Annotated in this window: 9 protein-coding genes; 8 read left to right on the top strand and 1 reads right to left on the bottom strand. The window is 34.1% G+C overall.

Going from position 1 to position 16,221, the window contains the following annotated elements:
• Nucleotides 1-15 precede the first annotated feature (15 nt).
• From XJ32_RS04740 to XJ32_RS04735, 3 genes are all read left to right on the top strand, one after another.
• Nucleotides 16-2,796, top strand: coding sequence for a valine--tRNA ligase (locus XJ32_RS04740; RefSeq protein WP_077388515.1), 2,781 nt, complete (start codon nt 16-18; stop codon nt 2,794-2,796).
• Entirely contained in the window at nt 2,771-2,893 is a 123-nt protein-coding gene (locus XJ32_RS13185) for a hypothetical protein (protein WP_267892958.1), read from the top strand. Before XJ32_RS04740 ends, XJ32_RS13185 begins: the two co-directional genes overlap by 26 nt.
• A gap of 190 nt (nt 2,894-3,083) precedes the next feature.
• Entirely contained in the window at nt 3,084-4,061 is a 978-nt protein-coding gene (locus XJ32_RS04735) for a toxin-antitoxin system YwqK family antitoxin (RefSeq protein ID WP_077388514.1), read from the top strand.
• Between the two features lie 291 nt (nt 4,062-4,352).
• Here the strand turns inward: XJ32_RS04735 and ribA are convergent, their stop codons facing one another.
• A complete protein-coding gene (gene ribA / locus XJ32_RS04730) occupies nt 4,353-4,934 on the bottom strand; it encodes a GTP cyclohydrolase II (protein ID WP_077388513.1) in 582 nt (193 codons plus the stop codon).
• Between the two features lie 463 nt (nt 4,935-5,397).
• Between ribA and XJ32_RS04725 the strand changes: the two genes are divergently transcribed.
• From XJ32_RS04725 to XJ32_RS04710, 5 genes are all read left to right on the top strand, one after another.
• Nucleotides 5,398-7,428 carry an FUSC family protein gene (locus XJ32_RS04725; protein WP_254422487.1) on the top strand — a complete coding sequence of 677 codons (2,031 nt, stop codon included), beginning with the start codon at nt 5,398-5,400 and terminating at the stop codon, nt 7,426-7,428.
• Nucleotides 7,429-7,833: 405 nt separating this feature from the next.
• On the top strand, nt 7,834-9,147 hold the full coding sequence (locus XJ32_RS04720) for a radical SAM/SPASM domain-containing protein (RefSeq protein ID WP_077388511.1): 1,314 nt from the start codon (nt 7,834-7,836) through the stop codon (nt 9,145-9,147).
• A 212-nt stretch (nt 9,148-9,359) separates the two neighbouring features.
• Nucleotides 9,360-10,910 (top strand): flagellin A, encoded by a 1,551-nt coding sequence (locus XJ32_RS04715; protein ID WP_077388510.1) that lies wholly within the window; start codon nt 9,360-9,362, stop codon nt 10,908-10,910.
• 595 nt (nt 10,911-11,505) lie between these two features.
• Nucleotides 11,506-11,628: a hypothetical protein gene (locus tag XJ32_RS13180; RefSeq protein ID WP_302475949.1), complete on the top strand. Its 123-nt coding sequence runs from the start codon at nt 11,506-11,508 to the stop codon at nt 11,626-11,628.
• A 49-nt stretch (nt 11,629-11,677) separates the two neighbouring features.
• The gene (locus XJ32_RS04710) at nt 11,678-14,548 is read left to right on the top strand and encodes a hypothetical protein (RefSeq protein WP_077388509.1); all 2,871 of its coding nucleotides are present in this window, start codon (nt 11,678-11,680) and stop codon (nt 14,546-14,548) included.
• Nucleotides 14,549-16,221 lie beyond the last annotated feature (1,673 nt).

Raw genomic sequence — 16,221 nt, 5'->3', positions numbered from 1 at the left:
TTATAAAGGAATTATATGGCAGAACAAAATATTAACGACAAAAGGGCATTTACTAGCGATTGGGAGCAATTAATCTATAATGAATGCGAGAAAAAAGGCTATTTTGAGCCAAATTGCCATGAAATCTATAATCCACATTATAAAGATTCTAAACCATTTTGCATTATGATGCCCCCGCCAAATGTTACAGGTGTGCTGCATATAGGACATGCCCTAACTTTTACATTACAAGATATTATTACGCGTTATAAAAGAATGGATGGCTTTAGAGTGCTATGGCAGCCCGGGCTTGATCACGCAGGAATCGCAACGCAAAATGTCGTAGAAAAAAAGCTATTAGAGCAAGGCATAAAAAAAGAAGATATAGGCAGAGAAGCCTTCATACAAAAAGTATGGGAATGGAAAGAAGAAAGCGGTGGTAAAATCTTAGAGCAAATGCGGACTATGGGCTTTTCTCCGGCTTTTAAACGCACAAGATTCACAATGGATAAAGGGCTTATAAACGCAGTAAAAGAGACTTTTTGTAATTGGTATGAAAAGGGCTTTATCTATCGTGGCGAAAGAATGATTAATTGGTGCACACATGATGGGGCATTAAGCGATATAGAAGTAGAATATGAAGAGAATAAAGGTAAGCTATATTATTTGCGGTATTACTTGAGTGAATATGTAGATTCTAAGGGACACATTATAGAAAGTGCTTTAAAAGATTCTAGTATAAAAAATCCTTACATTATCGTTGCGACAACAAGACCAGAAACATTTTTTGGCGATACTGCCCTTATGGTGCATCCACAAGATTCTAGATACACGCATTTAATCGGCAAAACACTCACACTGCCTTTAATTGGCAGAAAGATACAAATCATCGCAGATTCCATTGTAGATATGGAATTTGGTAGTGGAGCGGTAAAAGTAACACCAGCCCATGATATGAATGACTATGAAGTCTCACTAAGACATAATCTAGAGCATATAATAGTCTTTGATAAGAATGGAATCTTAAATGAATATTGTGGCGAGTTTAGCGGTATGGAGAGACTTCAAGCAAGAGATTCTATTATCGCGGCATTAGAAAAGGCAGGATTTGTAGAAAAGATTGAAGACTATACAAATAAAGTAGGCAAATGCTATCGTTGCGGTAATATCATCGAGCCTTATATCTCAAAGCAGTGGTTTGTAAGCAAAGACGCAGCAAAAGGGGCAATAGAGAGAGTAAATCAAAACGAGACAAGATTCTATCCTAGTCAATGGAAGAATAACTATGATGCGTGGATGCGAGATTTACGCGATTGGTGTATCAGTCGTCAGCTATGGTGGGGACATAGAATCCCAGTCTTTTATTGTGAATGCGGGAATGAATTTGCAAGTAAAGATGATAATCCAATATGCCCTAAATGCAGCAGTAAAAACATAACACAAGATAATGATGTGCTAGATACATGGTTTAGCTCTGGACTTTGGACTCATAGCACACTAGGCTTTGGGAATGGCGACTTTGGCAAGGGGGAGTTATGGCAAGAGAGTGATTTAAAAGATTTTCATCCTAATTCCTTGCTTATCACTGGCTTTGACATTCTCTTTTTCTGGGTAGCTAGAATGCTTTTAAGTGCGGATATTAACTGCAAAGAGATCGCATTTAAAGACATATATCTACACGCCCTTGTGCTTGATGAAAAGGGACAAAAGATGAGTAAATCAAAGGGCAATGTAATAGACCCCTTGAATCTTTGTGCGACTTTTAGCCCTGATGTCGTGCGGTTTAGCCTTGCGTTTTTATGCGTGCAAGGCAGAGATATACGCCTTTCACAAAAGCAGCTTGAAATCACGCGTAATTTTACAAATAAGATTATAAATGCCATGAGTTTTCTAGAGCTATATGCAGGGCAGCTAAGAAGTGAATATAGATTCAATGAAAAAGAGAATCTAAGCGAGTATAAAACCCCGCTTGGAATCTATATGAAATCACGGCTAAATCTAGCTATAAAAGAAGTGCGTAACGCCCTTGATACCTATCGATTTGATTTATATGCGAGTATTTTATATCGCTTTTTGTGGAATGAATTTTGTGATATTGGTATAGAATGTGCGAAAGCAGATAAAGAAAGCGTATTTGAGTTAGCAAGCATTCTTATAGAATCTATGAAGCTTTTACACCCTTTAATGCCATTTTTAAGCGAGTATGTATTTCAGCGACTTCTAAGCCGAGATATAGAATCTGGACTAAAAGAAAACCGCTCCATTATGATAGAATCTTTCCCAAAAGATATAGCGAGAAATACCGCATTAGAAAAAGGCTTTGAAATCATTCTAGATTCCATTACCACCATTCGCAGAATGCGTGCAAACTTAGGAATAAGCGGCGATGTCTTGCCAAAAGTTTTTATAGAATTGCAAAAAGATGATAAAGAAGTATTGCAATCACTTTGCCTAGATTCTAAAGAATCTTCTATAAATTTTGAAGTGCTTTTTATATCATTTGTAGCAAAACTTGCTAAAGTAAAAGAGGTTATATTTGTAGATTCTAAACCAGCCCAATGTATCGCTGATATTGGCGAGATTACAAAGGTATATATAGAGGCAAGTAATTTTGATATAGCAGGGATACTAGATAGACTAGACAAACAAGCCCAAAAGATACAAAAAGAGATCACAAAGCTAGAAAATATGCTAAATAATAAGAACTTCATCGCAAACGCCCCAGAAGCCGTTGTAACCCAAAATAAAGAGAATCTAAATGATTTAAAAGAGAGACTTGCTAAAGTGCTTGATGAGAAGAAAGCTTTACAGATTTAAGTCTATACATTTATGTTTTATCCCTTGCGTTATATCTTATCTCATTATAGATTCTATAATAGAATCTTTTATAGAATCTAGCGAGTGTATTGAGTAATAGTTTTAATATATGAAAATCTAGCTAGATTCTATAAACACAACACCCAAATAACTTTTAATAGATTCTAAACCTAAGCTGTGATTCTAAAAGTTTCATCAAAGTATAGAATCTATCTAAAATATACTTGATTTTGTTTTTTTTTTGTAAAATCGCAACATTTTGTTTTTAGATTTTATAAGGGGTTAATATGATTAATTTTAAGAAAATAGCAATAGGCTTTGGATTAGTAAGCGTGATTGCATTACAAGGACTACAAGCAAGTAAGCTAAAAGAGTGTCAAAGCGAAGCTGATAAAAAGACAGGCTGTGTTGAGATAGAAGAATGGCAAGAAAGGGGTTATGGATTGAGTTATGGATCAATTGAAACGCTATATAAAAATGGTAAAAAAGAAAGCATAAAAGACTATAGAAACGGGAAACTTGAATCCGAAACATTATATAAATATACTAAGGAAGGATACACAGAATACTATTATTATGGATATGGAACGCTTCTGGGTGTAACACCATATAAAAATGGTAAGGAAGATGGCATAAAAAAATGGTATCATGAAAATGGGAAGCTTGAAAGTGAAACACCATATAAAAATGGTAAGAAAGATGGCATAGAAAAAGAGTATTATGAAAATGGGAAGATTAAGAGTGAAATGCCATATAAAAATGGTAAGCAAGTTGGTGTTGCAAAAGTGTATTATGAAAATGGAAATCTTATGGGTAAAATAACATTTAAAAATAGCAATGAAAAAGGTTACGAAGCTATTATGAAAGGCTATTATGAAAGTGGAAAGCTTAAAACTGAAATGACAGTGAAAAATGATTGCCTAGATGGTATCGCAAAAGAGTATTATGAAAGCGGAAAGCTTAAGATGGAAGGTTCATATAAAGATTGCGGGCGAGATGGTGTTATGAAATTATATTATGAAAGTGGGAATGTTAAAAACGAACTTACCGCGAGCGAAGACGGACAATATGATGACAAATTCTATACTGAAGATGGGAATCTTTTAGGTGTGGTTCGCTATAATGGCAAAGCTATAGAGTCTGTAAAATGTGCTAAGAAAAAACTAAGCGATAAAGAAGCAAAAGAGATTAGGGAAAAGTTTATACAGCTTAAGTTAAGACAGCAAGACGACGAACATGAATTTATTAAAAAACACTGCAAATAATAAAACATTAGAATCATTATATTCTAAACTATAAAAGAATATAAAATAACCCCTTTTTATAATATCCTTTCAAAGATAAGTAAAAACAAAGGGGTTAAGATTCTAAACCACCCCTTAAAATAATACAACAATACATTTATCTCTATCTAAATCCACTAAAACACAATCTATAGAATCTACACTTCACCACAAACACAAATCACAATAAAGCAATTAAAGCAAAATTAAAAACATAATCTAATACAGCCAAACCCCTTTAACAATAGAATCTTTTAAAAGATTAAAAAGCCCTTACAGCAAATGCCCCAGCTTTGCCTTTTTGATTTGTAGATAGTCTTTATTATGCTCGTTTGGCTCGATGATGATACTTGCTCTTTCGCATTCGACATATTTATTCATAGATTCTATTTTACGCGGATTATTTGTGAGAAGTCGTATCTTTTTGATATTAAAATGCTTAAAAATCTCATTTACAATCTCATATTCCCTCGCATCTTTTGCAAAGCCTAGTGCCTCATTTGCCTCCACCGTATCCATGCCTTTATCTTGCAGATTATACGCATTAATCTTATTAAAAAGCCCAATACCCCTGCCCTCTTGACGCAGATAAATAAGCATTCCACCCTCTTTGTGAATCTGCTCCATGGCAAAGGCAAGTTCTGGACCGCAATCACACTTCCTAGATCCAAACACATCACCTGTCAAACACTCTGAATGCACTCGCACTAGCGGCGTATTCTCAAACTTTTCTGTAAAAACGACAAGATGTTCTCTTTTTTCACCATTGGGCATGTATTCGCGAAATGCTTTTGTTTTGAAATCCCCAAAGCGAGTAGGCAGATTAGCCTGTTGTGAAATCTCAATTTGTAACATATTTATCTCCAAATATTTTCATTGCAAAAACCGAAATTATAATATAAATCTATGATTATGGCAATATAGAGTTTTGTAGCCTTTTGTAAATTTGCCCTATGTGTTATGATTATAAAACAACATGGTGTAATGGTTGCTACACCGCTTGATAATTTATAACCTAATTACAATTCATAATCTTTTATTTTCATCTAAAAACGATTATGCAAAACTACTATACAAGATTTAAAGCATATAAAACTGAATAATTATTTTTATTAAATGGTAGTGAGTAAAGAATGCGATCCAAAGATTTTACAGCATTCTACAAAAAAACTAAAATTTTCACCAATACATTTTTCACTTTTAAATCACTTTGTATGCCATAATGATAAATTAGTATAATAAGATTCTCTATTAAAATAAAACATTATTCAAAAAGGAAAAAGGGTTGAATTTCTATCATAATTACATAAAAAAATACATGCAAATATATGATCCCGGCTATCTTAGCTTTATGTATGCCCTAAAAGCTATGGTAGCTATTAGTATCAGTGCTTTTACACATTATATGCTTTTTGGACAGCAGGTCTTAATCTGGGCTACTATGACACCTATCCAAGTATTTTTGCTCAATGCAACACTTAGTCAGCAAGCTGATAGAAAGACACATTTACTAGGCTTTGCAGTGTGTTCTACTATTGCTGTTGGCTTTTTTACCATACTTGCAGAAAAGGCATTAAATGGAGAGCACAGCTTGCAAGATATTTTATGGCTTGCCCTGCCTGTGCTATTTTTAAGCTTTGGTGTCGGCATGTCTAGGGCGCATTCTATTGATTTGTATCGTATGTTTATCCCTGTTGTGGTTAATTCTTTAGTGGCAGCGGTATATGTGGATTCCCATGTGATTTTGCCTATTTATCAAAGCATGTTTGTTGTGTTTAGTGGGGCTATGATTGGCATTGTTATAGGATTTTTATTATTAAATAATCCGGGAAATTATGGTAAATATACGCAAGTGTATTATCCTGCTGTGCTTAATCATTTGCAAAATATGGTGAAAAATCTCAATTCACAGAGTGAATTTAACCGCTATAAAGACCTAACTTTTTCGCTCATTCACAATATTAAGCAAACCTTGCATACAAAATCAAGTCTTTATAATGATAACTACATGATTAAAAACATTAAAAGAGCGATATTTTATATTTATAGAATCGAAGATATTTATCTTATAATAAATCTTTTGCCAAACTATAAAATCGCAAAAAAATATCCATTGCTGATACATGAAATCATTGAAAATCTTAATAGTCTAAGTAAAATTTTTAGCGGTAAAGTCCCAAATATAGAAAGACAACAAGTAGATAAAGTCCTTAGTATAGAAAATGCAAATGAGGTTGAGAAAGCACTGCAAAATATCTTAAGGATTCTCTACTATAAAATGGAATCTTTTTGTCGTGTGGGGAAGAATCCAGACCCAGCCTTTAATCCACCTGCAAAAAAGAGCTTCAAAAATATCCCTAAAGCCTTTGATTATAATAATATTACTTTTAGATTCAGTGTGAAATACTCTATTGCTATTGGTATGTCGCTTATCTTTGCTACGCTTTTGCATATTAATCGCGGGATTTGGATTAGCATGGGGGTTGTAAGTGTGGTGCGTCCTTCAATTGGCGGTATGCAAAAGGTGAGTTTTGAGTATTTTTTTAGTGCTGTTGTTGGCATTGGGGTTGGGGTAGCAATCTCTGTGTTTTCAAATGCGTATGTGTTTTATTTGCTTTTTGGTTTGCTTGTATTTTTAGTAGTGTATTTACGCGTATTTCCATTTTGGCTATGGTCTGGTTTTATGATGTGCCTTTTTGTTATGATGTATTCTATTATGTATGAAGACTTTTTGTTATATGTGCTTGATAGATTGGTTGATATTGGCATTGGGGTTGTGTTTGCTGTGATTGTGTTTCGCGTGGTATTTCCGCGTTTCGCACATAATCTTTTAAAGCCCCTGCTTATAAAGCAAGTGGAATTACTCAAAGATATATGCACACTTGTAATGGAATCTAATAAAGATATAAAGCCACTTGATAGCAATATGATACAAACAAAATATGCAGAGTTTTTACATAATGTCGAGGAGCTAAAAAATCATTTAAGAGATTCTAAGAGTGAAAGGGCGGAGGCGAGTAATCAAATCGTTGTGTATGGCTTTGATTTAATCAATGTTTTAGAATCTTTAATCATTAAGGTAAATGAAATCGCACAGATTTATTCAACAAGTGATTATGATAAGGATATGAAAGAGATTTATGCAAATGATATTCGTGTATTGCAGGAGAGATTCTTAATGATTGAGAATCTTTTAGCAAATAAAGAGACAGATTTTAGCTTTGATGAAAACAATGTCTTTTTAGGTAAGCAACACACGCATTTTGCTTGGACTACACACGAAATATTTCAAAGTCAAAATAAGCTTTTTAATCTTTTGAATGAAAAGCATATCAGTGCGCCGGAGTAGATTGTTAGGGAATTGCTAGACATTTAATTGTAAGCAAGGAATTCTAAGTCGGTTTGATAATATTCTCAACTCGCATACTATGAATGATATTAACATGCAAATTTATAGTTAATTTGCTTTAATTATAGCTACTCGTTTTAACATAAAAATATTACTGATTTTAAATATCTATGATTGTTGTGTATTGACAAATTACATAAAAAACCTTGACAAATTGTTTTTTTTTGTATTATTCAACAAATCGTTTATAAAGGATTGCAAATGCAGCAAAAGAAAATTGTTATTAAGCTAAAGACGACTAAAACAGGAAATGATATTAGTGTTATCAGACAGAGAAGCCAATGTAGAACTACTCATAAGCGACAGGATTGTTAGCGTGTTCTGCTGAATTTTAGGATAATTAATATGAGAGCAATTGATGCAGAAACTATTGAACTTGTGGAGACAGAAAGAATTAATTTTCCTAATTTTATACATAAGAAGGTTTTAAATAAAAATCTACTGATTGCCCCAGAGTATCCCACTTGGATAGTTTTAGATGATGATGAATACGACATGTTTCGTATCTTGTGTGAACATACAATAGAAGAATCTCTTGCTATTTACAGAAAAAATATACACGCACAAGATCCTTATTCTATAAGAATGAGTGTGCTTGAGAAAATTTTTAATAACAATTTTTATAGGGAAGGATTTGCACAAACTCAAAATGAAGAGATAATGGATAATATACAAAAATCCATACATATTAATGTGATAAATGATTGCAATATGCGTTGTAAGCATTGTTTTATAAATGCGGGAAGAGTGAAAAAGCAACAGATAGATATCGAAAATATCTTAGCAAAAGTGAGAGACATTACAATAATAAATGGCTATACATCAGTAACAATATCTGGTGGCGAGCCATTACTGCATAAAAATATTTTTTCACTTCTTGAGGGATTGCGTGGTCATAAGGTGTCATTATTTACTAATGGGATTTTAATTAATGAATCCATTATCGATAAACTTCAACCTTTGGTTTCAAATATACAAATTAGCATGGAAGGCATATCGGCGGAAAAATATGAGCAAAATAGAGGATATGGCAATTACAAAAAAGTCTTACAGGCAATTAATCTTATTAAAGCTAAAAATATACCTCTTTATTTAGCAGTTACCATTCTCCCAGACACATTGTTGGATATTGAAGAAAATCTTGTTGATTTTGTAAAAATGCTTGATTATAAGAATATGCAGATAAGACTGAATAATGAAATAGAAATGTCTGGTGCTGCACTTCATGAGCTTGACTTAAGAAATTACGATATGCAACATTCCAATATTGTTGTCTTTAATTTGATGAAAAAACTAGGGAAGCTAGGTTTTGCAGTAGAATCTTCAAAAGTTAAAAACATACGATTTAAAAATTGCGGGATAGGAACGAGTATTGTAATAGATTCTGATGGCAAGATATATCCTTGTAGTTATTTCTCTTCTTATCATATCCCATATACTGCAAGTGCCAAACACATTATTAAGGAATTTAATACAATCAACAACAACACTTCGATAGAACATATAGAAAAATGCAAAGATTGCGAACTAAAATATATATGCTCAGGCGGATGCAAAATAAACAATTTAGTGAAAAATAAAAACATGATTTTTACTTCTTGCAATGATGATTTTAAACAAAAACAGCTAGAAAAACTTGTGAATAGTGAGTTGTTATAATATATTCACAATGTTTGCAAGTCGATATGCTGCTAGAGTCTCATGTTATACAAGTTATTTTTTAATCTTTTGAATACATGAGACAAACCTTCACAATAAAATAAATCATAATCTGTAAAAAATACTTTAAAGTTTTAAAAATATGTCGATATGAGAGTAACAAGCAAGGATGCTTGGGATATTTTTACAATATTAATCACAAGGAGTGAAAAATGGCTTTTCAAGTCAATACTAATATTAATGCGTTGAATGCGCATGTGCAGAATGTTGTTACCCAAAGAGGTTTGAAAGATTCTTTGGAAAAGTTAAGTTCAGGTTTGAGAATCAACAAGGCAGCAGATGATGCTTCTGGTATGATCATTGCAGATAGCTTGAGAGGTCAAGCGAGTGCATTGGGTCAGGCTATTGCAAACACAAATGATGCTATGGGGATTATCCAAATTGCTGATAAAGCGATGGACGAGCAGCTTAAAATTCTTGACACTGTGAAGGTGAAAGCTACACAAGCAGCACAAGATGGACAAACTACTGAATCAAGAAGAGCTATTCAGTCAGATATCGTGCGCCTTATTCAAGGTCTTGATATGATTGGAAATACTACTTCTTTCAATGGTCAGAAGTTGCTATCTGGTTCTTTCACAAATAAGGAATTCCAAGTTGGTGCTTATTCAAATGAATCTATTAAAGCTTCAATTGGTGCAACAACAAGTGATAAAATCGGGCAAGTAAGGATTATGACAGGTGGGCTAATTACAGCATCTGGCACTGTGAATACAGTTTTCAAAAATGTTGATGGTGTGAATGATGTGAAGTTGCAGGCTGTTAAAATCTCTACAAGCGTTGGCACAGGTATTGGTGTGTTAGCTGAAGTTATCAATAAAAGTTCAGATAAAACAGGCATCCGTGCGGTAGCAAATGTTATCTCAACTTCTGATGAAGCGGTAAAATCAGGGACAATGTCAAATGTTATTATTAATGGCATTACGCTTGGTGATATCAATGACATTAAAGCTGGTGACTCTGATGGTCGTTTGGTGCAAGCATTCAATGCTTCTACAAACCAAACAGGCGTTGAGGCTTTTACTGATGAAAGAGGTCGTTTAACATTGCGAAGTGTTGATGGTCGTGGTATCAAGATTTCTATTGGTAAAAACGAAAAAGGTCAAAATGGTAAAGTGCCAGAAGTAGCGGTAAAATCTATGAATGGTGGTCAAAAGCTTGAAGGTAAAGGTTCTGAAAACTATGGACGATTATCTCTTAGCAGACTAGATTCTAGAGATATTATCGTAATGTCTGGGACTGATGCTAAAAACACTTACAAGGCTTTAGGTTTTGACAACAAAGATGTTGCTAAAACCGTTGTGAATTTGCGTGATACTATGGGTGCGTTTAACAAAGATGTTAAAAGTGCTGCTGGTGCGAATTTCAATAAAGTTGTTGCAAGTGGTGGTGCGGAGCTTGGTGCTGGTGTAACAACTTTGCGTGGTGCGATGGTTGTTATGGATATTGCTGAATCTGCGACTAAGATTCTAGATAGAATCCGTGCGGATTTAGGTTCTGTTCAAGGGCAAATGATTTCAACTGTGAATAACATTTCTGTAACACAAGTAAATGTTAAAGCAGCTGAAAGCAATATTAGAGAAGTGGATTTCGCTCAAGAGTCTGCAAACTTTAATAAACTCAATATCCTAGCACAATCTGGTAGCTACGCTTTAAGTCAGGCAAACGCTGTGCAACAAAACATTTTAAGACTTTTAAGCTAGTCTTACACTTGTTTGTCTGCTCATAGTAAGCAGTAATTCCAAGTTTTACGCCTCCTTGCTCTCCCCTTATCTTAATGGATTTGGGGGGTGGCTTGGTAACTTTCTTTATTTAATAGAATCTACTTTTTATTACTTCATTATTTTCATTCAAGTTTTTTTTATATTTACAGGCAAAGGCATATATTTTTAGTATTACATAAAGGGTTTATAAAAACTAATTACCCTTTTTTATCATTACGCCCCTTGTGGTAGTAAGTCATGGTAATCTATAACCTTGTCATATTACTTTTATTATCATATTATTTTTTTTGTCATGTTGCCCTTTTTTTTGTCATGTTGAGCGAAGCGAAACATCTAACATAGAATCTAAACAAATCTCTTACTATGTTACCCTTTAACATTGTCGTACTAAGCGAAAACAAAACATCTTTAATTGCCATATTAAGCGAAGCGAAACATCCCCTACAAACTCTAAAATCAATATAAAAAAGCAAAAATCCATAAAACCGCCACATTTACAAAAAAAAAAAAACAAAAATTCAACTTTTTTATGCTAGAATTTGCGTTTCATTTACTTTAATTTAAGGAGATAAATATGTCAATACTACAACACGACATAATGGCACAGGCAAAAGGCAATACAAAAGCAAAAACAAGCACACTAGCTAAGGTAAGCATAGTAGCAGCCCTTACACTATGGGGGGGGGGGGGTAACTAACCCTTTATTTGCCCTTGATTTAACAGATAATAGCGACAAAAATGCTGAAGTGGCAAAAGATGATTACACTGAACTGAATATTAAAGGAGCAGATGGACAATTAAATTTTGATGCAAATCTAGGTAAAAATGTTGAAACAATAAACAATAAAGCAAACTCAAAGGGAGCAGCAACAGGAAAAACCCTTACAATCCAGAGTGACCACTTGAAAGACCAAATAACTATTAATAACTTGGGTAATACTGATGAATCCAAGTGGCAAACCAAAGTTGTGCAAGGCAATAAAGCAGACTTAGTTCTCACTATCAACAATGGTTCAGAAAAAGCAGCAGCAAAATGGAGTGGTGAGATTACAGGTGGAGCTGGCACACTCAAAATCAACAACGCCCATGCAAATTCTGAATGGACTGGTGTAGTTACAGGTGGAGCTGGTAAAGTAGAAATCACAAATAGCGGGACATATAAAACGGGTAAAGTAACAGGCGGAGATGGTGCGGTAAGTATCACAAATACTGGGACATTTCAATCAGAAGTTGATACTCAAAAAGGTGATGTAACACTTACAAACAATAAAACTTGGGAGACAGGAGCTATCACACATAAAGGTGCTGGTAATCTTACTATTAATAACAATAAAGATGCTACACTAAAAAGTGTTATAAGCGGCAATAGTGCTGGCACAGGCGAAATTAACATTATTAACAATGGCACAATGGACACTACTGCTACAATCACAGCCGATAACAAGACAAAGCGACTTAACATTCAAAATGGTGTCTCATCTACAGGAGCAGCCAACCCACAAGCAGACATTAAAGGCACAATAACAGCCAAAGAAAATGGCGCTCTCATCATAAATCACGCTATTATCAGCGGTGCTATCACAGCTGGAAATGGTGAGGGTGATAAAGGCACAACTATCACTAACTTTAGCGGTAGTATCACAGGCGGTATTAAAGCAGGCACAGGGGATTTAACCATTGAAAACTATGCAGAAATTTCTGATAATAGTAAAAAGATTGAAACTGTAAGTGGCACTAAAAAGCTAACTATCAATAACCATGCAGGTGATATTAAAGCTGAAATAGACGCAGCAACACAAGTTGCAACGAGTGTAAATATCACAAACGACGCTGGTGCTACTATCAGTGGAGCAGTAAAACTCAAATCAGCAGATCAAAAATCTGCTACACTTACCAATCATGGTAGCATTACAAATGCAATAGACGCAGGCGGACAAAATGTAACTATCAATAATACAGGTAGCATTACACACGCAAATGGTGTAAAATTCACAGGCGCAGATTCAAAAGTTAATACGCTTAACAATAGCGGACATATCTCAAAGGTAGAAACTGCTACTGCTAATAGCATACTTACACTTACAAACACAGGGAGTGGTATCATTGATGTGATAAATGCAGGATCTAGCACAACTATCAATGTGGCAAGTGGCTATGCAGTAGATATCAGCTCTGATAGGACAAAAGCAGATGGCGGTGCATGGGTGTATGAAACTGATGGGGCTATCAATGTAACAGGTGATGGTAAAGTAAATTTTGGGACAGGTAGCGCGGGTGCAGCCTTTAGAGCGGCAGGTAATAATGGTCCAGCATTTATCATCGCTGATATGGATATTGGCAAACAATATGATTTAAGTAAATTCATCGCAGGAAACAAAACTAGCACAAATATGAATACCGCTGATCAAATCGCACAAAATATCGGCTTTACAAATAGCCTTTATGGTGCAAGCTTTGATAAAAACGGCATAATGACTATCAGCGTTGAAGCAAACAAATCAATAGGCGCATTAGGAGCTATCCAATCTATTGCTAATATGAACTCTCAAATGACACGCGCACAAAGCATTATTGATGGTGTGTTTGATGCAGTAGCTACAGGTGAGATAGGAAATCTTTCTTATCCAAGAGAGGGTGCTATATCTGCACAATACACAGGTGCAAGTAAAAAATCTAAGCTAGAAGAATTAGCAGAAGCAGTAGAATCTGAAAAAGATCCTAAAGCAAAAGAAGAAAAACTAGCATTATTACTCGCTGAAAAAGAGAGAGCAAATAAATCATGGATAGGTTTTGCTACTCCATACTTCTCTACATCAAGCATTGCTGCTACAGGCTTTGCTGCTACAAATGGAAGTGCTATGGGCTTTGTAGGTGGTGCTGCAAAAGCTCTTGATAATGGTGTATTATTTGGAGCACACATTGGTGTAGAAAGTCAAAATGCAGGTAAAGTTGGTGCTGAAATGCAATCACTAGGCAGCAGCTTTATGGCAGGTGTGCATACTAAAATGCCTTTAGGACAAGTAAATAAAGCAAGTCTAAGTCTAGTGCCATTTGTAAAACTTCAAGCTAATGCTATGTTAGCTGCAAATAGCTATCGCTTAACACCTTTAATGGATACTACAAGAGAAGCTACAGGACTTGTAAGTGGCTTTAGTGCAAGTGCATTGTTTGGTTTAGATATGCCTACAAACTTTGGCTTTATTACACCAGAAATAGGTCTAATGCAACAAGCAGTGATTATGCCAGAACTTACATTTAATAGCTTTAATACAGCAGCTAATAATCAAACAATAAAAGGCACAACAGCAACACCTATGTATCTATTAGCACAAATTAGATATACAAAAGCTATTAAACTAGAGAAAATATCATTATTCCCAACTATTAAAGCAGGTATCCGCTATGCAATGGCAGGTAATAGCTTTGTAAGCTCTATAAATGTGCAAAATGGACTTTTCTATGCTACAAATAACATTGATAGCTTTGTAGGTGTGCTAGAAGCAGGACTAGGAGCTAAACTAGGACAAAATACAGCTATTAACCTATCTTATGGTGGTGAGTTTGGTGCGCAAGTAAAAACTCATAACATTAATGTAAGAGTTGGTTGGCAATTTTAATCTCTTATAGTTTAATATAAGGGTTTGATTGGCAATTTTAATCTCTTATAGCATTGATATAAGAGATTATTTTATGTCATGTGCTAGACTTGCAAAGAAGCTCGTGGCAATCTCTCTCACTTTATGTGGGCTAGGGGCTTTATAGGGTGTAATTTTAGAATCTATATCTTAACTGATTTTAGATAGGCATAATAGATTCTAAAACTTTAACCTTATGTGTTCTTTGATACTTTTACAGGTTTTAAATCTTTTGTCATTTTGACTTTATTTGTTATTTTGGCTTTCTTTGCCATTTTAACTTGCCTTGTCATTTTGAGCGTAGCGAAAAATCTAGCATAGACTAAGCTAAGTAATCTTTGTTTTAAGATTCTAATCTAAGGTTTATAAGATTCTAAGGTTTAGATATTTAGATATTTCATGCTTACGCATTTGCACGAGCGAAGCTCTTGCCCACACTTGCAAATATGACAAAGCAGATTAGATTGCTTTAGCATGTTTGCAATGATGAAAAGAAGTTATATTGCATTACTGCAATGATGATTTATTGTCATGTTTTGCAAAGAAGTTCATTACAGAAAAGCTCATGGCAATCTATATTTTCATTATGTTAAGCTTTGTTATTATTGCATAACAATAAAGCTTAACATAATTACAAGTCTTTTTTTAAAGACTGAAAGAGAGGTTTAAGGATATTTTATATTTGGGTGGGTGCAGGGCTTAAGGGTGCAAATAGAATCTCATGCGCTAGATTCTATACAAGGTGTTTTGACATAGTCTTAACATGACAAAGTTTAAGAGATAATCTCATAGCTTTTGGCACTATGAGTTGTAGTTACTATGCTGTGTTTTGCATAGCCAATAGATACTATTTTTTTAACTTGTTTTTTCATTTTTAACCTTACCATGTTGAGATACATGTAAAAAAACTCACTCATGATTCTAAATCTTTAGAATCAACAACCTAAAACTTGAAAATTAAACTTTGGAATGTAGGCCATTTGGCTTACTATTAAGCTTATTTTAGCTTTTCTATAGCTTGTCATGTTAAGGTAGGCAAAACACTTTTTTACTTTTTTAGTTTTTACCTTTTTTATGACATTATGAGACTTCTTTGTATTATACAGCATTGTATAATTTCATATATGTATATTATTTTTTGGTTTATTGCTTATTGTTTTTATTGAGATGAGTGCAGGATTACAGATATTTTTTTTAGAATCACTCTTTACTTTAAGATTTTAAATTGTAGATTTTTTTGTTACGCTCAGTATGACAAACCGCTACTAATCTGAGTGGGATACAGGGAGTAAGGTGCAAATTTTCATGGTTTGAACTTTAAATCCGTTATTATTTTTTGTAGGCGCGCAAGAACTTCATGCATTGCGAACCTTTAAAAAGGGTGAAATCTTGCCTAAGACATCTAATCTAATATAGACCAATGCGTAATTAACATAATCTTGATATGTAGCACAAATAACGCAGATTTACACATCAGAAGATTAAAATAAAAGGGTTAAAAAGAAGAGGTATAATTTTTATTTTGCAAGTAATTTTAAATAGTCTTATAAAAAAGAATTTCATCAAAAGGTGTATTAAAGGTTGGTTAGTAGCATAACCCTTATATGATAAGGGTGCTAACTAGCTTTATGATTCTTATATTTTATGCCCTATTA

The organism is Helicobacter bilis (assembly GCF_001999985.1).
Lineage (GTDB): Bacteria > Campylobacterota > Campylobacteria > Campylobacterales > Helicobacteraceae > Helicobacter_A > Helicobacter_A rappini.
The sequence above is the reverse complement of the archived record's forward strand: the minus strand, read 5'-3'. Positions and strand labels throughout refer to the sequence as shown.

What these genes read in the sequence shown, in the direction of transcription:
- XJ32_RS13180 (WP_302475949.1), top strand. Translation starts at nt 11,506, where the DNA reads ATGTCAATACTACAACACGACATAATGGCACAGGCAAAAGGCAATACA.
- XJ32_RS04735 (WP_077388514.1), top strand. Translation starts at nt 3,084, where the DNA reads ATGATTAATTTTAAGAAAATAGCAATAGGCTTTGGATTAGTAAGCGTG.
- XJ32_RS04740 (WP_077388515.1), top strand. Translation starts at nt 16, where the DNA reads ATGGCAGAACAAAATATTAACGACAAAAGGGCATTTACTAGCGATTGG.
- XJ32_RS13185 (WP_267892958.1), top strand. Translation starts at nt 2,771, where the DNA reads ATGAGAAGAAAGCTTTACAGATTTAAGTCTATACATTTATGTTTTATC.
- XJ32_RS04715 (WP_077388510.1), top strand. Translation starts at nt 9,360, where the DNA reads ATGGCTTTTCAAGTCAATACTAATATTAATGCGTTGAATGCGCATGTG.
- XJ32_RS04720 (WP_077388511.1), top strand. Translation starts at nt 7,834, where the DNA reads ATGAGAGCAATTGATGCAGAAACTATTGAACTTGTGGAGACAGAAAGA.
- ribA (WP_077388513.1), bottom strand. Translation starts at nt 4,934, where the DNA reads ATGTTACAAATTGAGATTTCACAACAGGCTAATCTGCCTACTCGCTTT.
- XJ32_RS04725 (WP_254422487.1), top strand. Translation starts at nt 5,398, where the DNA reads ATGCAAATATATGATCCCGGCTATCTTAGCTTTATGTATGCCCTAAAA.